The sequence below is a fragment of the Botrimarina mediterranea genome, from assembly GCF_007753265.1.
Lineage (GTDB): Bacteria > Planctomycetota > Planctomycetia > Pirellulales > Lacipirellulaceae > Botrimarina > Botrimarina mediterranea.
Window position 1 is genome coordinate 1,579,653 of the sequence record NZ_CP036349.1, and the last position, 21,172, is coordinate 1,600,824.

17 protein-coding genes are annotated in these 21,172 nt (G+C 64.4%); 14 read left to right on the forward strand and 3 right to left on the reverse strand.

Translation table 11 applies throughout. The features are described 5' to 3' along the window. Positions 1-7 precede the first annotated feature (7 nt). The 14 genes from Spa11_RS23575 to Spa11_RS06365 all read left to right on the forward strand — a co-directional run bounded on the left by Spa11_RS23575 (position 8) and on the right by Spa11_RS06365 (position 18,693). Entirely contained in the window at positions 8-583 is a 576-nt protein-coding gene (locus Spa11_RS23575; protein WP_145109507.1) for an NADH-quinone oxidoreductase subunit A, read from the forward strand. Between the two features lie 8 nt (positions 584-591). After that, entirely contained in the window at positions 592-1,131 is a 540-nt protein-coding gene (locus tag Spa11_RS06305; RefSeq protein ID WP_145109510.1) for an NADH-quinone oxidoreductase subunit C, read from the forward strand. Positions 1,132-1,223: 92 nt separating this feature from the next. Further along, on the forward strand, positions 1,224-2,444 hold the full coding sequence (locus tag Spa11_RS06310; protein ID WP_145109513.1) for an NADH-quinone oxidoreductase subunit D: 1,221 nt from the start codon (positions 1,224-1,226) through the stop codon (positions 2,442-2,444). Positions 2,445-2,788: 344 nt separating this feature from the next. After that, positions 2,789-3,421, forward strand: coding sequence for a phosphoesterase (locus Spa11_RS06315; RefSeq protein ID WP_145109516.1), 633 nt, complete (start codon positions 2,789-2,791; stop codon positions 3,419-3,421). Positions 3,422-3,573: 152 nt separating this feature from the next. Further along, the gene (locus tag Spa11_RS06320) at positions 3,574-4,746 is read left to right on the forward strand and encodes a cysteine desulfurase family protein (protein ID WP_145109519.1); all 1,173 of its coding nucleotides are present in this window, start codon (positions 3,574-3,576) and stop codon (positions 4,744-4,746) included. 176 nt (positions 4,747-4,922) lie between these two features. Beyond that, the gene (locus tag Spa11_RS06325) at positions 4,923-5,576 is read left to right on the forward strand and encodes a pyroglutamyl-peptidase I family protein (RefSeq protein WP_145109522.1); all 654 of its coding nucleotides are present in this window, start codon (positions 4,923-4,925) and stop codon (positions 5,574-5,576) included. Next, positions 5,573-6,307, forward strand: a complete 735-nt coding sequence (gene ispD / locus Spa11_RS06330) for a 2-C-methyl-D-erythritol 4-phosphate cytidylyltransferase (protein ID WP_145109525.1) — start codon at positions 5,573-5,575, stop codon at positions 6,305-6,307. Before Spa11_RS06325 ends, ispD begins: the two co-directional genes overlap by 4 nt. A gap of 48 nt (positions 6,308-6,355) precedes the next feature. After that, positions 6,356-6,730 carry a GxxExxY protein gene (locus tag Spa11_RS06335; protein WP_145109528.1) on the forward strand — a complete coding sequence of 125 codons (375 nt, stop codon included), beginning with the start codon at positions 6,356-6,358 and terminating at the stop codon, positions 6,728-6,730. A 60-nt stretch (positions 6,731-6,790) separates the two neighbouring features. Then, on the forward strand, positions 6,791-8,068 hold the full coding sequence (tyrS, locus tag Spa11_RS06340) for a tyrosine--tRNA ligase (RefSeq protein WP_145109531.1): 1,278 nt from the start codon (positions 6,791-6,793) through the stop codon (positions 8,066-8,068). Between the two features lie 248 nt (positions 8,069-8,316). Continuing rightward, on the forward strand, positions 8,317-9,246 hold the full coding sequence (locus tag Spa11_RS06345; protein WP_145109534.1) for an ABC transporter ATP-binding protein: 930 nt from the start codon (positions 8,317-8,319) through the stop codon (positions 9,244-9,246). A gap of 74 nt (positions 9,247-9,320) precedes the next feature. After that, the gene (locus Spa11_RS06350; protein ID WP_145109537.1) at positions 9,321-11,165 is read left to right on the forward strand and encodes a hypothetical protein; all 1,845 of its coding nucleotides are present in this window, start codon (positions 9,321-9,323) and stop codon (positions 11,163-11,165) included. A 45-nt stretch (positions 11,166-11,210) separates the two neighbouring features. Beyond that, a complete protein-coding gene (locus Spa11_RS06355; protein ID WP_145109540.1) occupies positions 11,211-12,944 on the forward strand; it encodes a hypothetical protein in 1,734 nt (577 codons plus the stop codon). A 147-nt stretch (positions 12,945-13,091) separates the two neighbouring features. Then, positions 13,092-14,132, forward strand: coding sequence for a WD40 repeat domain-containing protein (locus tag Spa11_RS06360; RefSeq protein ID WP_197529784.1), 1,041 nt, complete (start codon positions 13,092-13,094; stop codon positions 14,130-14,132). A gap of 91 nt (positions 14,133-14,223) precedes the next feature. Beyond that, positions 14,224-18,693 (forward strand): SdrD B-like domain-containing protein, encoded by a 4,470-nt coding sequence (locus Spa11_RS06365; protein WP_145109546.1) that lies wholly within the window; start codon positions 14,224-14,226, stop codon positions 18,691-18,693. A gap of 127 nt (positions 18,694-18,820) precedes the next feature. On the opposite strand, the gene Spa11_RS22820 is transcribed toward Spa11_RS06365, so the two are convergent. The 3 genes from Spa11_RS22820 to Spa11_RS06375 form a co-directional block, all read right to left on the reverse strand. After that, entirely contained in the window at positions 18,821-18,991 is a 171-nt protein-coding gene (locus Spa11_RS22820) for a hypothetical protein (RefSeq protein ID WP_197529785.1), read from the reverse strand. 195 nt (positions 18,992-19,186) lie between these two features. Further along, positions 19,187-19,750, reverse strand: a complete 564-nt coding sequence (locus tag Spa11_RS06370) for a hypothetical protein (RefSeq protein WP_145109549.1) — start codon at positions 19,748-19,750, stop codon at positions 19,187-19,189. A gap of 181 nt (positions 19,751-19,931) precedes the next feature. Then, positions 19,932-21,149 carry a CCA tRNA nucleotidyltransferase gene (locus Spa11_RS06375; protein ID WP_145109552.1) on the reverse strand — a complete coding sequence of 406 codons (1,218 nt, stop codon included), beginning with the start codon at positions 21,147-21,149 and terminating at the stop codon, positions 19,932-19,934. Between the last annotated feature and the right edge of the window lie 23 nt (positions 21,150-21,172).

Sequence of the window (21,172 nt, forward strand, 5' to 3'; positions counted from 1 at the left end):
TCTCTGCATGGCCACCCCCACGTCGATCGCCGCCTACCTCGTGCTGTTCGCGACGGCGGCGGTGTTGTTTGTCTTCGTGAACTTAACGCTCGGTCGATTGCTCCGGCCGAAGAACCCGAGCGTCGAGAAGGGCGAGATCTACGAATGCGGCGAGACGGTCATCGGGTCGAGCTTCGTGCAATTCGACATCCGATTCTATGTCGTGGCGCTGCTGTTCATCGTCTTCGATGTGGAAGTCGCGTTCTTCTTCCCGTGGGCAGTAGTGTTCGGTAAAGCGACGCACCTCGTCTCCACCGCCGACGCCGCCGCGACGGCCGAAGGGCCTGCGGCCGAGGTGTGGAACGCGGCGTTGGTGCAGCAGCTCAATGAACTGGGGATGTCCGCCGGCGCAACGGCCGCCGACGTCGCCGCGGCTGCTCAGACACTCACCTGGGGTCTATTCGCCGACATCCTCGTGTTCTTCGCGGTGCTGATGGTGGGGTTCGCTTACGTCTGGAGCCGGGGCGACCTCAACTGGGTCCGCACGACCGTAAACGCCGCGCCGGGCTACGATCAGTCCGCCACAACGCCGCGAGCCGCTTGAGCCATCGCATGACCCCCGATTATCAAGCTTTCGATCGCCTCCATGCCAAGTTTGGCGAAGCGGTCTCGCAGCCGGCCGAAACGGCAGGCGCCAGTGAGCACTCCGATCGTTGGTTGCGAGTCGAAGCGGCGCAGATCGCGAAGGTCGCCAAGTTCCTGCGCGACGACCCCGATCTGCTGTTCGACTTCCTCAACGACCTCACCGTCGTTGATTACCTGCCGCCGGCCGACAAGAAGCTCGCCGCCGCGGTCGGCGACGAGCGGCTCGAAGTGGTCTATCACCTGTCGAGCCTCACGCGGAAGCACTGGTTGACGCTCAAGCTGAGCGTTCCGCGGCTTGTTGATGGGTCGCTGCCCGAGGTCCCGAGCGTCGCGAAGGTCTGGAAGACCGCCAACTGGCACGAGCGCGAGGCCTACGACCTCTTCGGCGTGCGGTTCACCGGCCACCCGAACCTCGAGCGGATCCTTTGCCCCGACGACTGGCATGGCCATCCGATGCGGAAGGACTACCAGTCGCCGTTGGAGTACGACGGGATTCGGGGACGCTGAGAACCATTGCGGAATTCGGATTACGGATTGCGGATTCCAAGTAGGTAGCCCTTCGCTGACTTCAATCCGCAATCCGAAAACCTCAATCCGCAATGCCTACGACCGTCGAAGACCCCCGCACTGTCGAGTTCGACGTCCGTACGGACGAGATGCTCGTCAATATGGGTCCGCAGCATCCGAGCACGCACGGCGTGTTGCGGTTGGTGTTGCGGACGGACGGTGAGGTGGTGTCGGAGGTGACGCCGCACATTGGGTATTTGCACCGCTGCGCGGAGAAAATCGGTGAGAACCTCGCCGTGCGGCAGTGGATTCCTTACACCGACCGGATGGATTATCTGGCGGCGATGAATATGAATCTCGGCTGGTCGCTGACCGTCGAGAAACTGGTGGGGTACGAGCCGCCCGAGCGTGGCCGGCACCTGCGGGTGATCATCGCCGAGATGGGCCGTATCGCCAGCCACCTCGTGGGTATGGGCGCTTATGGGCTCGACCTGGGGTCGTTCAGCCCGTTCTTGTACGCCTTTCGCGAGCGCGAGCGGATCCTTGATCTCTTCGAGGCGGCGTGCGGCGCGCGGCTTACATACAGCTACCTGACTCCCGGCGGCGCGACGGCCGACTTGCCCGCGGGCTGGACCGACCGGTGCCTCAAGGTGCTCAGCGAATTCGAGCCGATCATCGCCGACTACCACACGCTGCTCACCAGCAACGCGATCTTCGTGAAGCGGACCGCGGGTGTCGGCGTTCTGTCGGGGAAGAAGGCGATCTCGTACGGCACGAGCGGCCCAGTGCTTCGCGCTAGTGGCGTCGATTGGGACCTGCGCCGTGATGGGGACCCGTGCTACACGCGGATGTACGAGGGCTACGACTTCAAAGTCGTCTGCCAACGCGATGGCGAGTACGTCGTCCCGCCCGGCGCGCCGGCGCCGCCGTACGAAGCGGTGCTCGGTGACTGTTGGCACCGGTTCTATGTGCGGATGCTCGAAGTGGTCGAGTCAATCTGGCTCGTGCGCCAAGCGATTCACCGCTACCACGAGACCGACGACGTGCTGCCCCGCAATCACGGCGCCCCGTTCAAACTCACCGACAAACTGCCGTCGGGCGAAGTCTATCTCGAAACCGAAGCCCCCCGCGGCCAGATGGGCTTCTACCTCGTCAGCCTCGGCGGCACAGCGACCCCCTGGCGTGCCCGCGCGCGGAGCAGCTGCTTCAGCAACCTCTCCCCGATCAGCGAGATCGGCCGCGGCTGCCTGATCGCCGACATCCCCGCGATTGTCGGCTCGCTCGACATCGTGATGGGGGAGATTGATCGCTGACCCACGAAACAACTCAGCGTACAGGAGGGAACTGAGCCGGGCGGCGTCAGCCTCCGGAGTCGCAGCGGAAGTCGCGTCGAATGCAGGAAAGGAGATAGTGGGGATGAAATTGGAGACAAGGGGGATGGCCTCTCGGCTAGAGACAGCGAAGCGGGATGGTGAGCGAAGCAATCAGATTTTTTGTTCCCAACACGCCCCACCCAACGATGTCGCCAAACTAACCAATCGACCATCCCCATTATCTCCTCAATTGCGGCACCCCTCTTCGTGGCCGGTTTGCACAGCAGGCCCGCATCGCTAGCTTAGTTGCCATCCCCACCATCTCCTTTCTTTAGAAGAGAAGCATGGAAGCCGTTGCCGAAGAGCAGATTCTTGTTGTCCCCGCTGAGGTGTTCGACGAACTCGGCCGCTTCCAGGGCATCTCGACGGACATCGAGCGCTACCTCGATCCGCTGCTGCGGTGCGAGCGGCTGAGTTACAAGCCGCGGGGGCCGATGGAAGAAGACCCGAGCTACAAGCAGCTCATCGCCTACGTGCTGCTGCAACACACGGCCGCCGACGGCACAGTGACGGTCTTCTCGTACACCCGCGGCGGGGGCGGCGGCGAAAAGCGGCTGCACGCCAAGCGGAGCGTCGGCGTCGGCGGGCATATCTCGTCCGACGATGCGACGCACGACACCGCCCACGCCGACGAGGGTCTCTACCGCCGCGGCCTCGAGCGGGAACTCTCCGAAGAGGTCCACATCGGCTCGGCTTACACCGAGCGGCTCGTGGGCCTGATCAACGACGATGAAACGCCGGTGGGCCGCGTCCACCTTGGCGTGGTCCACGTCTTCGAGCTGGAGGAGCCCGTCGTGTCGTCGGCGGAGCTCGCCCTCGCCGAAGGCCAATTCCTCCCCGTCGAGCAACTCCTGGCGGAGATCGACTCGTACGAGTCGTGGTCGCAGATTGCGATCCGGGCGCTGTACGGCCGCTAGCAAGGAAGGCCGAGATCCCGCGACGCCAATCGTTGGAGTGCAGCGGGTACTAAGGGGCCTCCCCCGACTTGCGTTGAGGGCTCTCCTTGCCGTGGATGTTAGGATATGGCTCGTAAGATCCCTACGGTCCTATCGTCCTACCCACCTTCGCAGTGATTTATCTCGACAACCACGCGACGACACGCGTCGATCCTCGGGTCGTCGAGGCGATGCTGCCGTGGTTCACCGAGCATTATGGCAACGCCGGCAGTGTGGTGCATCCCTTCGGCGAGGCGGCGCGAGACGCGGTCGCGGCGAGCCGGCAGACGATCGCCGCCGCGATCGACGCCGACCCCGAAGAGATTTTCTTCACCAGCGGCGCCACCGAGAGCAACAACTTGGCGATCCGCGGCGTCGCCGAGCGCCCGAAGCGGCGCGGTGATCATTTGGTAAGCGTGGCGACCGAGCACCGCGCGGTGCTCGACCCGCTTGATCGGCTCGCCAAACGCGGCTACGCCGTGACGCTGCTCGATGTGGAACAAGATGGCTCGCCACTCGCGGGTTGGCTCGATCCGCAGCAAGTCTCCGACGCGATCACCGACCAGACGTGTCTGGTATCGGTGATGCTCGCCAACAACGAGATCGGCGTCATCGAGCCCATCGCGGAGATCGCGCGCGTTTGCCGTGAGCGTGGCGTGCTGCTGCACTGCGATGCAACGCAGGCCATTGGCAAGATCGCCGTCTCGGTCCGCGAGCTGGGCGTCGATCTGATGAGCTTCACGGCTCACAAGCTCTACGGCCCGAAGGGAATCGGCGCCCTGTACGTGCGGCGGCGCGACCCGATCGTGCGGCTCGAAACGCAGATCTCCGGCGGTGGGCAAGAACGCGGCCGGCGGAGCGGGACGACAAACGTGCCGGGTGTCGTTGGCTTTGCGAAGGCGATTGAATTATGCCAGGCCGAACTGACAAGCGAATCGCAACGGCTGCGCGTCCTTCGGGACGGGCTATTCGAACGGCTCATCGCGGAGGTTGAAGGCATACGGCTGGTGGGGCCCACGCTCGCTGGCGATAGGCTGGCGCACAACCTTAACATCGCGTTGCCGGCGCTCGATGGCGAGACGGTGATGCTCCGCATGCCGGACGTGGCGGTCAGCAGCGGCGCCGCGTGCTCGGCGACCGACCCTGAGCCGAGCCATGTCCTGCGGGCCCTGGGTATGACGCCCGACCAGGCCCGCTGCACGCTGCGGATCGGCCTGGGACGCTTTACGACGGCGGAGGAGGTGGAACAAGCGGCCGACCGGTTAATCGCCGCCATCGGCGGGCTGCGTGGGCTAAGCTCTAGCTAATACCTTCAGATACGAATGTGGGCGGGGTCCCTTACAGTTGTGGGAGGCGTCTCCAGACGCCGATTACGGTCTCCATTCCGATTCGACATGGTGCACGTAATCGGGGTCTGGAGACCCCTCCCACAGTTTGGCTTGGAAACCCCTCCCACAGAGAACAGCCTCGGCTCCGCCAGAACATGCCGCGAATCCTGCTCACCGCCTTCAAGCCCTTCGCGGACTGGGAACAGAACTCCAGTTGGCTCGCGCTGCAGGCGTTGATGCGTGACTTGCCACCGACAACGGACGTCACGACCCGGCTCTACCCCGTCGACTACAACGAGGTGAAGTCGCGGCTTGCGAATGATCTGCAAACGTCGTACGACGTCGTGCTGCACGTCGGGCAGTCGTCCGGTTCGCCGGTAATTCAACTCGAGCAGTTCGCGCTGAACGCGTGCCGAGTCGTTGGAGAACCGCAAGAGGTGATCCGACCGCTCGAAGAGAACGGCCCGCTGGCTTACCGCAGCGCCTTGCCGCTGGGCGATTGGACGCGACGGCTGCGTGAGTGCGGCATTCCGACCGTGTTGTCGCTCCACGCCGGCGACTACCTCTGCAATGCGTCGATGTACTGGTCGCACCACCTGATGGAGGCGGCCGGGCACACGGCGCGGGTGGGGTTCGTTCACTTGCCGCTCGATACGGCACAAGTGGTGACACAATCAAAAGCGCTGCCTAGCATGCCGAGCGAAGTGAGCGCGACGGCGCTGCGGATGCTCGTGAGCTGGGCCGGTGAGTTCGTTGATTACTCGGCGGCGTTCACCTCTTCACATCCGACCAACGAAGGACAAGCGTGAGCAAGTTTGCGGTGCTGGTGCTCGCCGCGGGACGCAGTTCCCGTTTCGGCGATTCGACTTACAAGAAGCCGTTCGTGATGCTCGATGGCCGCGCGGTGTGGCTGCACTCGGTCGAGCGCTTCACGGGCCGCGACGACGTTTGTCAGACGATCGTCGTCGTGGCGCCGGAGGACCGCGAAGAGTTCACCCGCAAGTTCGGCGCGAACCTGATGTTCATGGGCGTCGAGTTCTGCGAAGGGGGCGCCGAGCGCGCCGACTCGGTGCGAGCGGGCTTGGAGAAGGTCTCGCCCGCAGCGACGCACGTCGCGATCCACGACGCGGCCCGTCCGATGGTGACGCCCGGTGAAGTGGACCGCGTCTTTGCTGCCGCGGTTGAAACCGGCGCCGCCATCCTCGCAACCCCCGTCACCGCAACGCTAAAGCGCGTGGTCGATGGCCGCATCACCGCGACGGAGCCGCGCGAGGGTCTCTGGGCCGCCCAAACCCCGCAGGCGTTCGAGCTCGGCCTCTACCGCCGCGCGGTCGAAGCCTCGGCGTGCGCCGCCGTCACCGACGACGCCCAACTCGTCGAACGCCTCGGCGAGCCGGTCGCGATCGTCGAGGGCTCACCGCAGAACCTCAAAATCACGACACAAGAAGACCTCGTCCTGGCGTCCTCCATCTTCGCCTCCAAGCCGCCTGCCGTGAAGAAAGCGGCACAGGTGTTCGAGGAAGACGACATTTGGGGTTAGAAAAGGGAGCCCGCGAATGACGCGAATAAAAGCGAATGAAGGATAAGCATGCTTTATCCCGACGAGAGCTATCGGATCATGGGGGCTTGTTTTGAAGTCCATAACCGAATGGGAGCGGGTTTTCTCGAAGCGGTCTATCAAGAGTGCTTAGCGATCGAGTTTTTGGACTTGGGCATACCCTTCGTAGCACAGTCTGAATTGCTCCTTCGCTACCGTGACAGGCCGCTACAACAGACCTACCGGGCTGACTTCATCTGCTACGGCAAGATTCTGATTGAGATCAAAGCCATTGATCGCCTCGCTGATCAGCACGAAGCTCAAGTCCTCAACTATCTCAATGCAACCGGACTGGAGCTTGGCTTACTCATCAATTTCGGTTCTCATCCCAAGCTCGAATCAAAACGGCTAGCGCTTTCGCGCTGATCACCATCAAGTTGAACCTATTCGCCTTCATTCGCGCTTATTCGCGGGCAAAGAACTTAAATGGACTTCTACGCTGAACTCGAAGCCCGTGGCCTTGTGCATCAGGCGACCGATCCGGGGCTGGGCGCTTGGCTTGCTGGCGGGTCGCGGACGCTTTATGCCGGGTTCGATCCGACGGCCGACAGCTTGCACGTCGGGCATATGATGGGCCTGATCACGCTGCGGCGGTTCCAGAAGGCTCGCCACAAGCCGATCGCCGTCGTTGGCGGCGCTACGGGCATGATCGGCGACCCCAGCGGTAAGAACGCCGAACGCAACCTGCTCGACAAGGCCGCTCTGGAGCACAACGTCGCGTGCATCGCCAAGCAGATGGAGCGCTTTCTGGATTTCGAATCGGGCGCAGTGCTCGCTAACAACTTCGACTGGACCGGCGGGTGGACGTACCTCGAGTTCTTACGCGACATCGGCAAGTTCTTTCCGGTCAACGTGATGTTGCAAAAGGACTCGGTGAAGAGCCGCCTCGGGAGTGACGCGGGGCTCAGCTACACCGAGTTCAGCTACATGCTGTTGCAGGCGTATGACTTCGTGCACCTGGCGCGCGAGCATGGCTGCCAGCTCCAGGCGGGCGGCAGCGACCAGTGGGGCAACATTACCACCGGTATTGACCTCGCCCGCCGGATGGGCGTTTCGAGCGAGAAGCTGCCGCTGTTCGGCTTCACTTGGCCGCTCTTGACCAAGAGCGACGGCTCGAAGATGGGTAAGACCGAGTCGGGCGCCATCTGGCTCGACGCCGAGCGCACCAGCCCCTACCAGTTCTTCCAGTACTGGGTGAACGTCGATGACGCCGACGTGGGCGGCTGTTTGCGGACGCTCACGGAGGTCTCGCTGGAGGAGATCGCGACGCTCGACGCCTCCCGCACCGAGAACGCCGCCGCCCGCGAAAGCCAGAAACGGCTTGCCGAGGAGCTGACGAGGCTCGTCCATGGCGCCGAGGGTCTCACTTCAGCCCAAAGAGCTACCGAGATTTTCTTTGGCGCCGAGATCGACGGACTCGACGACAAGACGCTCGGCCAGATCTTCGCCGACGTGCCCACGGGCGAGCTGTCGCGGGCACAGCTCGACGGCGCCGGCTTGCCGGTCGTTGACGCCCTGGTGGCCGCCGGGCTGGCGAAGAGCAAGGGCGAAGCCCGCCGAACCGTCGAGCAGGGCGGCGCGTACGTCAACAACCGCCGCGTCGAGGGGCTCGACCGGACCCTGACCGCCGCCAATTTGGCGAGCGAGACGGTAATCGTTCTGCGCAGCGGCCGCAAGAAATACGCCCTGCTCCGCCTCGTGTGAGGCGGAATGACCAATGACCAAGCCCCATTGACCAATAGGACCGGTGCAGCATCACCCATTGGTCATTGGGGCTTGGACATTGGTCATTTGCGAAGCAGCGGGATGCTTGTGCGCCTGCTAGCCCCCGGCCTATAGTGGAGGCTCGGCGGATTGGCCTCGGCCCGTGGGTAAGGCCGTTCGCCGTATTGACTTACAACTCGCGAGTGACCGGCAGCTCGCGCCCAACCCGATCATCCACCGAGGAACCGATGTCAGGCGAAGCCGTCATCGAGACCCGCGCCCTGTCGAAGGTCTACCGCGACTTCTGGGGCCGTCAGAAAGTCCGCGCCCTGAAGGCCCTTGACCTTGAGGTCTACAAGGGCGAGATATTCGGCCTCTTGGGCCCCAACGGCTCGGGCAAGTCCACGACGATCAAGCTGCTGCTTGGTCTCTTGTTCCCGACCGACGGCCAGGCGCTGGTCTTCGGCAAAGAGGCGACCGACGTCTCGAAGAACGAGCGGATCGGCTACTTGCCCGAGGAGTCGTACCTCTACAAGTTCCTCAACGCCGAGGAGACGCTCGACTTCTACGGCCGGCTCTTCGACATCCCCGCGGAGGTCCGCAAGGAGCGGATCGAGTCGCTGCTCAAGCTCGTTGGCATCGACCGCGCCCGTAAGCGGCAATTGCGTGAGTATTCCAAGGGCATGACGCGACGTATCGGCCTCGCCCAGGCGTTGATCAACGACCCTGAGCTGATCCTGCTCGACGAGCCCACCAGCGGCCTCGACCCGATCGGCACGCGCGAGATGAAGGACATGATCCTCCAGCTCCGCGACCAGGGCAAAACCGTCGTCATGTGCAGCCACCTCCTCGCCGACGTGCAGGACGTGTGCGACCGGATCGCGATCCTGCACCAGGGCGAGCTCAAGGAGCTCGGCCGCGTCGATTCGCTGCTGACCGTCGACGACGTGACACAGGTCCGCGCCCGCAACCTAAGCGACGCCTGCAAGAACGAGCTCCGCGACGTGATCCAACGACACAGCGGTGAATTGTTGGAGATGGACAACCCGACGACGACGCTCGAGGACTTGTTCTTGTCGATCGTCCGCGACAGCGAGGTCCGTCCGGGCCGGCGTGTCGTCGGACACCAGTCCTCGGGCGGAAGTGACCAGCCGCCGTCGCCCACCGCGGCGTCCTAGTCCCCACGCTTGGATTCAGATTGATCCCACGTCGGCTAGCCGCCGACAGCCGATAGCTGACAGCCCCTCCCCCCATGGTCGTCGAGAACGAAGTCCTCCCCTACCTGCAATGGCTGTGGCGCGGCGACGGCGCGTCGTTTGTCGATGGTCGGGGCGCGCTGGTTCAGTTCGGGATCGTCGCCCTGACGGTCTTCGTACTCGCCTTGGTGGGCGGGTTCGTAGTGTCGCTCGTGCGTCATGGGCCTGTGCGGGCCGGTGAAATTACCTACCGAACGCTGGTGGGCGGCTTCGGCGACCTGTTCCGCTTCTCACCGCGGCGGATTGGCGCCCTTGCGTCGTTGGCGATCAAGGAATCGCTCCGCCGCCGCGTCTGGGTCGCTCTGGTGGTGTTCGCAATGATCCTGCTCTTTGCGAGCTGGTACCTCGGCACGGACAACCGCGAGCCCGCCCGGCTTTACCTGAGTTTCGTGACGACGGCTACGAGCTACCTGATGCTGCTGTTGTCGCTGGTGCTGGCGGCTTTCAGCCTCCCGAACGATATCAAGCAGAAGACGCTCTACACGGTCGCTACGAAACCGGTCCGCTCGATTGACATCGTCCTGGGACGGATCATCGGCTTCACGGCGCTCGGCAGCGTGCTGCTGGCGATTATGGCCGTGGCGAGCTGGTTCTTCGTCAACGGCGCACTGTCTCACACGCATACGGTCGATAAGGCTTCGATCGAGGCCGTCCGTGACGCGTCCGGCGCGACGATTGGCAAGGACGGCGAGACCTCGTACGACGCCTACCACTCGCACCCCTTCAGCGTCGATGCCGACGGTGTTGGCGTCACCGACACGATCAACGAGCACTATCACCAGCTTTCTTCGGACGACGCGGGCGGCATCGTTGTCGGCTCGGCGGAGGGCTACTTGAGGGCCCGAGTGCCGCTGCGGGGCAAGTTGTACTTCCTGAACCCTCAGGGGGTGAAGGTCGCCAAGGGCATCAGCGTCGGAAACGAGTGGGCCTACCGCAGCTTCATTCAGGGCGCCACCCAGGCGTCGGCGGTCTGGACCTTTACCGGCGTCAACGAGAACACGCTGATGGAGTACGAGGACGGGTCGAAGTACCTCCCCGTCTCGCTGATCGTCCGCGTCTACCGTTCGTACAAGGGCATCATCGAGCAGGCGATCCAAGGGAGCATCCAGCTCCGCAACCCTGATACGGGCGTGAAGACGACCCTGCGGATCTTCCCCGCCAAGGACGCCCAAATCGACTCGTTCGAATTCCCCAACGAGCAAACCGACACCGATCAGAACGATATTACGATCCTCGAAGACCTCGTGACCGAGGACGGACGGATCGAGGTCATCGTCCAATGCCTTGATCGCGGTCAGTACTTCGGCTTCGCCCAGGCCGACTGCTTTATTCGGCTGCCCGAAGGACTGCCGCTAGCCAACTTCGTGAAGGGCTTCCTGGCGATCTGGATGCAGATGGTCATCGTCATCGCCGTGGCGGTGTTGATGAGCACCTTCCTCAGCGGCCCCATCGCGATGGTGACCGCCATCACGTTCATCATCCTCGGTTTCTTCCGGGCTTTCTTCGTGCAGATCGCTCTTGGCGAGTCCTACGGCGGCGGTCCGGTCGAGTCGCTGGTCCGCATCGTGACGCAAATGAACGTCATGAGTCCGTTTGAGCCGAGCCCCGCCGTCAGCGCGATGCAGGGCGTAGATGGCATACTCAAGAAGGCCATGCAGGCGTTGTCGTATGTCCTGCCCGACTTCAGCACCTACCTCGACCGTGTGCGCTACGTCGCCGACGGGTTCTCGATCCCCACCGACGCCGTCCTGCAAGACCTGACGGTCACGCTGGCGTACGTCGTTGGCATGGCGATCGTTGGTTACTTCTGTCTGCGAACCCGAGAGATCGCGAAAGCGTAAGTCCAATAGCGCCGCAATCTGCCCCTCCAGTCTGGCAGCCCCTTTATGAACCGTCGCAGTAGCTTCTTCCGCAAAGTCATCTACGGCGTCATCATCGCGATGCTGCTGTTCCCGTTGTCGCTCCTGAGCGCGCCGGCGACGGTGGATTCGAAGGGGGGCAAGCTCGCGCAGCTCCGCGCCGAAAACGGGCTAAGCCAGGCAGGCCTCGGCGAGATCGACCCGGCCAGTGAGACGATCAAGCTGGCGACCCTGGGCCTCCGTGGCCTGGCGGTGCAGTTCCTCTGGAACAACGCCAACTATTACAAGAAGGTAGAAGACTGGACTAACCTGACCGCGACGCTCGAGCAACTCGCCAAGCTCCAGCCGAACTTCGTCACGTTCTGGAAATATCAGAGCTGGAACCTCAGCTACAACGTCTCGGTCGAGTTCGACGACTACCACGACCGCTACTTCTGGGTCCGTCGTGGCATTCAGTTCCTCGAGGATGGTCTCGATTACAACCGCGACAACCCGCACCTGGAGTGGGAGCACGGCTGGGTGCTCGGCCAAAAGGTCGGTCGCGCCGATGAGAAAGTGCAATACCGCCGGCTCTTCAAGGCAGATGATGAGTACCACCCCAAAGACCGTACGCCCGCGGACCGCGACAACTGGCTGGTGAGCAAGAAGGCGTACCTCGAGGCGGTTCGCTCGGTCGATGAGCTCGGCAAAAGCCTCGACAAGAAGAGCCCCGCGATCTTCTATTCTAGCGCGCCCAAGTCGCAGATGAACTACGCCGAAGCGATCGAGGACGAGGGCCTCTTTGACACGGCCGTCGCCGCCTGGAAAGTCGCCCAGCAAGACTGGCGGGAGTTCGGCAACATCCCCATCGAGCACTCGACGGGCAAGATCCTGATCTTCAACGATCAGCAATACCTCAACGAAGAGGTCGAGCGGTTGACCGTCAAGCTCGAAGGCATCGTCGATGGCTTGCGTGAGAAGGTCGAGGCCGAGGCCCGCGAGAATCTCACGCCCGAGCAAGAGGCGGTGCTAGAAATCCCGCCCGCCGAGCTCGACGAAAAGCAGTCTCAGCTCTACTACGAGGCGCAGAACGCGATGGAGGTGACGCCGGAGAAGCTCGCCGCCAAGGCCGGTGAGCTCGAGCCTTCCAAAGCCCGTGAAGCGCGAGAGGTAGCCGCAGAACTGAGAGAGAAGGAGACCCTCGTCCGCTATATCCGCAATTACAAGGACACCACCAATTACGATTACTGGGCCTTGCGGACTGAATTTGAGCAGTCCACCGCCGCCGTTTCGGCGCGGACGCTGCTTTACCGGGCGAGGCGGTTGTTCCTGGAAGAGGGTGACACCGTCCAGGCGAAGGAGCTCTACGAAGAGGCGTTCGAGCGCTGGGCGGATGTCTTTGAGGAATTCCCTGCCCTTACGAACCAGGACGGCACCACCGGCGACGACGTGATGGTGTTTATCTACGAATACCAGGATGTGCTCGAACAGCTCGACGAGAGCATTCCCGAGGACTTCCCGCTCTGGGACATCATCGAGAAGTTCGATAGCGAGCAGAAGTTGCAGATTCCGCTTCGCGAGCACCTTCAGCGAGTCCGCGCTGAGGGCGGCGCCAGCACTGACGAAGCCGCAGGAGAGCAGCCAGCGCCCTCGGCCGAGGAAGAGGCGCCCGAGTCAGCGGAGGCGGATTCAGAAGCATCCGAAGCGGGTGAAGCCGACGGCGAATCAGGCTCAACCGACGGTATCGAACAGCCCGCTAAGTCCGATGCCGACGCCACCTAGCCGCTCCTTCTGCTTGCGGCGCCAGCGTCACGGAAGCTCCAAACCCGCGTCGAATCAGTCAAACGTCGGACGCCCGCGCGTCGATACCGAAGAAGAGTCTGTGTCTTCTAGGTAAACCTTGCGGGAGAGAACGACGTGCGAACCTCGTTGCCCCGAGCTCTTACGACGCTCGCGCTAACGCTCTGCGCCGGCGCTGTGCTAGCGTCTTCGCCGGCCGAACGGCTGGTTCTTCAACTCCCGGGTCTGGACGAGAACCAGCGGCGTTCGCCGGTGATCACCGCCGTGGCGATCTCGGCGGATGGCTCGAAGATCGCGGCCGGCGGCGACGACCATCAGGTCCGCGTCTGGAACGCTGCGGACGGCGCCGAATTGCACACGCTGCAAACGCACGGCGACTGGGTGCGGTCGGCCCGCTTCGCCGGCGACGGTCGGCTCGCCACGGTTTCGGCGGATCACACGGTTTGCCTGTGGAAGTTGACGGCCGACCCGGCGGAGCCGGCGGTCCGCAAGCTGGCGGCCGGGGCGTTGCAAGCGGTCGCTTGGCGGCCCGATGGCGCCGGCTTGGCGACGGCGGGCTTTGGCGACTCGCTACGGATGTTCGACCTCACGACCGGACACGAGTCGGCGCCGGAAGAGCGGCCCTGTGCTTGCGAAGACACCCGCGCCGTGGCGTACTCGCCCGACGGCCGGTGGATCGCCGCCGCGGGCCGCAACGGGATCATCCGGATGTGGGACCTGACCGCGTCGGGAGGTCCGCGCGACCTGCCGACCGACGGCCGTCGCGTCCGCGCGCTCGTGTTCTCGCCCGATGGCGAAGTCCTCGCCGCCGGCGGCGACGGCCCCGCGGTGCGGTTGTGGCGTCGCAATGACAACGACTTCGGCGCCGGCGCCCCGGACGAACTCTTGGTGCGTCCGGGCATGATCCACTCGCTGGCGTTCCTCGACGAACAGCTGCTAGCGGTGGGCGACACGCAAAACGAAATCACGCTATGGGACGCCGACACCCGCGCCGAGCGTTATGTCCTGAAGGGCCATACGGGCACGGTGGCGGCTCTTGCCGTTAGTGCCGACGGGCGGCGGATCGTCTCAGGTTCGTTTGACACGACAGTCCGCGTCTGGGACATCGATCCGGCGAGACTCCCAGTGATGAGCACCGCGGCGAAGCCAACCGCCAAGCCGACCCGCTAGCAACGACCGTGGCCCCTCGGTTGCCTAGGCAGCCGGGCCGCGGGAGCGAAGATACAACCGCCACTCACCGAGGTTTCAAGGAGGAAACCCTGTGGGACTTTTCACGAAGTTGACTAACCGTCCGTCGCGTCACGTCACGCGCGCCCCGCGACGCACGCCGCTTCGGCGGATGAACGTCGAGCAGATGGAGGACCGCCGCATGATGGCGGCCGACGTGCTGCTCGGCGCCGTGTATCTGGAGGACGCGCTGTCGGGGAGCGACGACGCCCCCGACACGATCCGCGTCTCGTTTGTCGGCGGCGCGGCGGGGACCACGCTCGACCGCATCGTCATCGACGGCGACAAGCTCGGCGACGGCGTCACCGCGGGCGACATCTTCTTTGATATCGCCGACGGCGGCGCCGGCTCGTTCGGCAACTCGCCGTTCAGTGTCGTCAGCAGCAGCGGCTTCAGCGTGACGTCGTTTGAGGTCATCGACGGCGGCACCAAGCTGGTCATCAACCTCGATGGTTTCGAGGCGGGCGAAGAGCTGGTCTTCTCGATCGATGTCGACGAGTACGGCCAGACAATCGAGGGGCTCAACTCGAACGCCTTCGCCGAGGGCGGCGAGTTCGAAGGCTCGATCCTCACGGGTGACTTCTCGGCGCCGGGCTTTGTCGATCTGACTCTGACGGGCGTCTACTATGACTTCTTCGACAGCCGCTTCGCCGGCGCGGAGCAGGCCGCCGGCGCGCAGCTGTCGAAGCTGCCGGGCGACGGCTACGACGACCCCAACGATCCGCTGACCCCCGTCCGCACCGCGGGCGCCGTCGCGCATGCGCCACAGGTCGAGCTGGCCCGCCTCTCGGGCTATGTCTACCACGACAAGGACGACGACGGCGTCTTCGACACCGACGAGACGCCGATTGCCGGCGTCACGCTCGAGCTGCTGAACGCCGCGGGGCAGGGGACCGGCGTCTTCGCGACGACCAACGCCGAGGGCTACTACCAGTTCATCGACTTGGCGGCCGGCACCTACGGCGTGCGCGAGACCCAACCCGACGGCTGGCTCGACGGCAAGGACACAATCGGCTCGAACGGCGGCGACGTCGCCAACGACCTGCTCACCGGCGCCACGCTCGACTGGGGCGACCGCGCCGTCGAGTACAACTTCGGCGAACTGCTGCCGGGCTCGATCGCGGGCCGCGTCGGCGCCAACAACGGCCCCGACTGCAAGTTCGACAACCCCGACGTCCCGCTCGCCGGCGTCACGATCCAGTTGCTCGACTCGAGCGGAAATATCCTCCGCACGACGCTGACCGACTCCCAAGGGCGCTACAAGTTCGACAACCTCGCGCCGGGCGAGTACCAGGTCCGCGAGCTCCAGCCCGAGGGCTACTACGACGGTGGCGAACGCGCCGGTACGGCTGGCGGCGCCGTCACTGACGACTACATCACCGATATTTACATCGGTTCCGATGTCCACGCCATCAACTACGACTTCTGTGAGAAGATCGGCGCCTCGCTTAGTGGCTATGTCTACCACGACCGCAGCAACGATGGTTCGCGCGAACCGGGCGAAGAGCCGATCCCGCAGGTGACACTCAAGCTGATGCGCCCAGATGGGACCGACACGGGTCTCCGCGCCGTTACCGACTCCAACGGCTACTACGAGTTCACGAACCTCGAGGCCGGCACGTATTGCGTCGTCGAGGAGCACCCCGATGGTTGGCTCGACGGCATCGACACTCCCGGCTCGGTCGGCGGTAACGCGACCAACCCCGGAGACAGGATCTGCGAGATCGTCATCCAATACGGTGACGACGCGGTCGAGTACAACTTCGGCGAATTGCTCCCCGGTTCGATCTCGGGCCGCGTCGGCGGCAACTACGGCCCCGACTGCGACTTCGATTCGCCCGACGTGCTAATCGCCGGCGTGACGATCCAGCTGCTCGACGCCGAGGGCAACGTCCTCCGCACGACGACAACCAACGAGCTGGGAGAGTACCGCTTCGATGGCCTCGCGCCGGGCGAGTACCAAGTCCGCGAACTGCAGCCCAATGGTTGGTTTGACGGCGGCGAACGCGTCGGCACGGCCGGCGGCGTCGAGTCGAACGACCTCTTTTCGCAGATCCTCATTGGATCGGACCAGCACGGCACGCAGTACGACTTCTGCGAGAAGGTCGGCGCGCAGCTTAGCGGCTACGTCTATCACGACCGCGACAACGACGGCAACCGCGACCTCGGCGAAGAACCGATCCCCGGCGTCACCGTCAAGCTGCTCCGCGGCGACGGGACCGACACGGGCCTGACGGCGGTGACCAACAGTTCGGGCTTCTACCAGTTCACGAGCCTCGACGCCGGCACGTACCGCGTCGTTGAGGTGCATCCCGCCGGTTGGCTCGACGGCCTCGACACGCCGGGTTCCGAAGGGGGCGTCGCGAACAATCCGGGCGACTCGATCAGCGACGTGGTGCTCGAGTACGGCGACGACGCCATCGAGTACAACTTCGGCGAGATCCTGCCGGGCTCGATCGCGGGTGGCGTCTACTGGTCGCCGACGGGTGACTGCTCTTGCGACTGCGACAACAAGCTGCCGCTCGCCGACGTCACGGTGCAGTTGCTCAACGACGAGGGCGTCGTCATCGCCACGACGACGACCGACGACGCGGGCCAGTACCGCTTCGACAACCTGCGGCCGGGCACTTATACCGTCCGCGAGCTGCAGCCCACGGGCTACTTTGACGGCGGTGAAGTGGTGGGCTCCGAAGGGGGCGTCGCCACCAACGACCTGTTGAGCGAGATCGTCATCGGCTCGGGCGTTGACGCCGTCGAGTACGACTTCTGCGAGATCCCACCGGCGGCCTTGGCGGGCTACGTCTTCGTGGACGGCGAGCCGATCCAGTCGGTCAATGGTTCGATCCCGGGCAGCATCTACGATCACAAGGACGGCGTCCGTGACGCGGGCGACACGCCGATCGCCGGCGTCAAAGTGCGGCTCGTCAACGGCCAGACGGGGATGCCGTTCTACCGGATCCCCGCGGGTGGATCGTTCGACGATGTGCCGGACGGCTACGTCGGCATCGAGGTGCTCGACGGCTACTACCCCGACGGCATTTTTGAGACTTACACCGACGCGAACGGTTACTACCAGTTCCTCGGCCTGCCGGCGGGGAGCTACGCGGTGGTCCAGGTGCAGCCCGCGGGTTACATCGACAGCATCGACACGGCGGGCACGACGGGGGGAGCGGCGGTCAATCCGACTAAGCCCGGCGAGATTCCGACGCTTGTGCCGATGGGCGAGCTGTTCGGGCAGAACGTGATCTATTCGATCAATCTGACGGCCGGCGACTTCTCGCGCGAGAACAACTTCAGCGAAGTAACGACGTACCGCGGTTGGCTACCGCCTGTGACGCCGCCCGTGACGCCTCCGAGCGTGCCTCTTGATCCGATCAGTCTGGGGCAGACAGGGCCATGGGCGCTGCCGCCGCTGCCAGCGCGCCCGGGCGAGGACATCTACGGCGGCTCGAGCCAAGCGCTCGGCTACACGTGGCACCTCAGCGTCATCAACGCCGGCCAGCCGCGCGAGCTGACGATCGACGGCGCGCGGGTGCAGTACGCCTCGCAGTCGAGCGATGACATCTGGCAAGGCGTCGAGCGCAACCAGAAAGAGCTGAGCCAAGCCAAGTGGCGGCTCCTCGCTAACGACATCGAGGGCGCCGAGTTCAGCGATCTGCTGTTCGGCTCCGAAGACGCCGTCCCCGTGGCGGGCGACTGGAACGGCGACGGCGTCACCGATATCGGCGTCTACATCGACGGCGATTGGTACCTCGACCTCGACGGCGACGGCCGCTGGAGCGAGGGCGACCTCTGGGCGCAGCTCGGTTCGCGCGACGACCTGCCGGTCACCGGCGACTGGGACGGCGACGGCAAAACCGACATCGGAATCTACGGCCCGGCCTGGCCGCGCGACCCGCACGCTATCGAGCGGGAAGCGGGCATGCCCGACTACGCAAATTACCCTGGCCCACACGGCACAAAGGCCAAGAACGTGCCGCCGACCGACGAGGACGCCACCAGCGGCGCGCGTCTGCTGGCGAAGCTCCGCGACAAAATCCGCGGCCGCCGCGCCGACGTGATCGACCACGTCTTCCACTACGGCACGCCGGGCGATGTGCCGGTTGCCGGCGACTGGAACGGCGACGGCATCCGCACGATCGGCGTCTTCCGCGACGGCCACTGGACGCTCGACGCCAACGGCGACGGCCGCTTCAACGAGGCCGACCGCAACGTGATGCTCGGCCAAGCGGGCGACCTGCCGCTGGTGGGCGACTTCAATGGCGACGGCGTCGATGACCTCGGCGTCTACCGCGCCGGACGCTGGCTAGCGGACCTCAACAGCGACGGTGAGCTCGAAGAGCTCGACCTCGCCGCGACCGACCAGGCGCTGGCCGCCGAAGTGGCGGGCAAGCCAATCGTCGGCGACTGGGACGGCGACGGCATTGACGAGCCAGCAATCGTGAGCCCCGTTGCCGACGGCGAGGCGAGCGAGGTGCGCGTATCGCTACGCAAGGCGGGTTAGTTACGGAACCGTCTCGCACAATTCCGCTACCTGACGGGCGCGGCTCGAAGTAACTCTCTATCAGGAGTTGCTCGTTGGAGCCGCGCCCGTGAGGAAGCGGAGTTCCTATACAGCGCCGAACGAATCGCTACGCGTCCTTCAACGCCGTCAGCTCCGCCTTCAGCGAAGCGATCTCCTGCTCGAGCTGCGCGACCTCGTTGGGGTCGTCCATCTGCTGCTTCGCGCCGGTGAGTTGCTGCTGCAACGAGTCGAGCTTTTTGCGGATCACCTCGACACGCTTCTTCGCTTTCTTGTCCATGGGTGGTGGGCTGATTCTAAGGAAGGAGATAGGGGATGAATAGAGATAAGGGGGATGGCCGCTGGGAGGTGCGGGATCGATCGAGATAGCAAACACGATCGGTTAAACTGTTCGGGCGACAGGCTTACTAAAGTCTCTCGAGAAGACCATTTCTAGTAGCCCCTTTATCCCCCTTATCTGCTTGATGCAATCGACTCACTCGATAGGTTCGATCTGCACGTCGCCGAACGCCGGGGCTTCTTCGGCGACAGGGACCGCGGCGCGGGCGTCGGGCAGGTCGCGGAACGAGCGGAGCATCGCGCCGAGCACGAAGACGCTGAGGGCCAGCACCAGCGCCAGGTTGAGCCAGCCCGTCAAGTTGGCGCGCATCTTCTGAGCTAGCGCCGTCTTGCCGGCGATGAAGGCCATGATCGCCATCACGCCGATCGACAAGAGAAACTTCACGCCGAACAGCGGGTGGTAGAGCTTCGGCAGGTTCTTGTAGACGCCCATGAAGAGGATCAGGTTGTAAACGCCGCTCACGAGCAGCAGCAGCGTGCAGACCATCACACACATCGCCCACGCCTTCCGTCGGCCGTGGAAGAGGGCGGCCTCACGCTCGCCCTCGGGCGTCGCGGGGGCGAGCACGAACCGCATGTAGACGAGCCCGCCCAAGAGCGTCGCCGCGCACGTCGTGTGGAAGACGCGGCTCAATAGCGCGACGAAGTAGGGGCCCGTGAAGTCGAGCTGAGCGGCGGCAACGAGCGGCGAAAGGTCCATCGCGGGGCTTTCCGGTATGAGTTGGTTGTTTGTCGGGATCGTAGAGGGCCGGCGCTTAAACGTCCACCTGCCCCCTCGCAACGACTCTCGAGGCGACATCGTGCGAGCCCCGCGACGTTCGTTCAGGGAGTGACGTGGGCGCCCGCTTCCCACCGACGACTAACGTCGCCGGCTCGCCGTCTTACGGACCCTTGAGTCCGAGCAGCCGCAGCGCTTCGGCTTTGCTCGCGATCTGCCCATCGAGTTGTGCCGCCCGCGCCTGCGACAGTAAGTCGCCGAAGCCGGGGCCTGGGCGGCGGCCGGCGGCGATGAGGTCGGCGCCGTCGATCAGCGGCGGCGGGTCGAGTTGTTCTCGTGGCCAAGCGAGGCGTTCTTCGCAAAACCGCTGCGCTGCGTCGTCGCAGCCGAAGGCGTGACGCAGGGCGATTAGCTCGGCGCCCCCTTCTGCGGCGAGCAGCGGCTGAACGACAGACCAAGGCTTGGTGTCCGCGTCGTCGAGGCCGCGCTGATGATTCACCAGCCACGCCACGAGGTCGGCCTCCTTGTTGGTCCAGCGTAGGCCTCGGGCGACCGCGGCTGCCGCCTGCGGCTTAGCGGCTTCGCAAATTGCTGCCGCGAGCGCCAGTGGAGCCGAGCGATGGAACAACCGCTCTAGTCGTAGCGTCGCCGCATCGAACAACGCTTCGTCGTTCGCAAGCGGCTCGAGCACAAAAGGCAACAGCCCCGTCTCCTTCAAGAGCCGCAGCGCGCGCGGCGGGTCGGTCTCGGTGAGCATCCGGCGCACTTCGACGCCGATGCGTTCGGCGCTAATCGTACGAATCGCGTCGGCGTGCGCACGGATGGCGTCGGCGGTCGCCTCCTCGAGGGTGAAACGTAGCGACGCCGCGAACCGCACCGCGCGGAGCATCCGCAGCCGGTCTTCGCCGAAGCGTTCATCGGGCATACCGATCGCGCGGACGACCATCCCGGCGATGTCTTGCTGCCCGCCGACGTAGTCAATGACACGCCCTTCCACTGGATCGAAGAAGAGACCGTTGATCGTGAAGTCCCGCCGCTTGGCGTCTTCTTCGGCGCTCGTGAAGTGGACCGCGTCGGGCCGGCGGCCGTCGCTGTAGCCGAGGTCGGTGCGGAACGTGGCGACCTCGATAGGATCGACGCCTTTCGGCCCCAGCACGGTGATCACGCCGAAGGCGGCGCCGACGGCGATCGTGCGGCGCTTGCCGAACAGCTCGCGCACGCGGTCGGGCGTCGCGTCCGTAGCGACGTCGTGGTCTTTGGGTGTCTTGCCGAGCAGCTGATCGCGCACGCACCCGCCCGCCCAAAGCGCCTCGTGCCCCGCGTCGCGCAATTGACGCACGACCTCGACGGCGAACTCGCGGTTAGGATCGGCGTGGGACATAGCGTGAATTGCAGAGCTGTGGG

Coding starts and splice junctions, on each gene's coding strand:
- Spa11_RS23575 (WP_145109507.1), top strand. CDS start 8: ATGGCCACCCCCACGTCGATCGCCGCCTACCTCGTGCTGTTCGCGACG.
- Spa11_RS06305 (WP_145109510.1), top strand. CDS start 592: ATGACCCCCGATTATCAAGCTTTCGATCGCCTCCATGCCAAGTTTGGC.
- Spa11_RS06310 (WP_145109513.1), top strand. CDS start 1,224: ATGCCTACGACCGTCGAAGACCCCCGCACTGTCGAGTTCGACGTCCGT.
- Spa11_RS06315 (WP_145109516.1), top strand. CDS start 2,789: ATGGAAGCCGTTGCCGAAGAGCAGATTCTTGTTGTCCCCGCTGAGGTG.
- Spa11_RS06325 (WP_145109522.1), top strand. CDS start 4,923: ATGCCGCGAATCCTGCTCACCGCCTTCAAGCCCTTCGCGGACTGGGAA.
- Spa11_RS06335 (WP_145109528.1), top strand. CDS start 6,356: ATGCTTTATCCCGACGAGAGCTATCGGATCATGGGGGCTTGTTTTGAA.
- tyrS (WP_145109531.1), top strand. CDS start 6,791: ATGGACTTCTACGCTGAACTCGAAGCCCGTGGCCTTGTGCATCAGGCG.
- Spa11_RS06345 (WP_145109534.1), top strand. CDS start 8,317: ATGTCAGGCGAAGCCGTCATCGAGACCCGCGCCCTGTCGAAGGTCTAC.
- Spa11_RS06350 (WP_145109537.1), top strand. CDS start 9,321: ATGGTCGTCGAGAACGAAGTCCTCCCCTACCTGCAATGGCTGTGGCGC.
- Spa11_RS06355 (WP_145109540.1), top strand. CDS start 11,211: ATGAACCGTCGCAGTAGCTTCTTCCGCAAAGTCATCTACGGCGTCATC.
- Spa11_RS22820 (WP_197529785.1), bottom strand. CDS start 18,991: ATGGACAAGAAAGCGAAGAAGCGTGTCGAGGTGATCCGCAAAAAGCTC.
- Spa11_RS06370 (WP_145109549.1), bottom strand. CDS start 19,750: ATGGACCTTTCGCCGCTCGTTGCCGCCGCTCAGCTCGACTTCACGGGC.
- Spa11_RS06375 (WP_145109552.1), bottom strand. CDS start 21,149: ATGTCCCACGCCGATCCTAACCGCGAGTTCGCCGTCGAGGTCGTGCGT.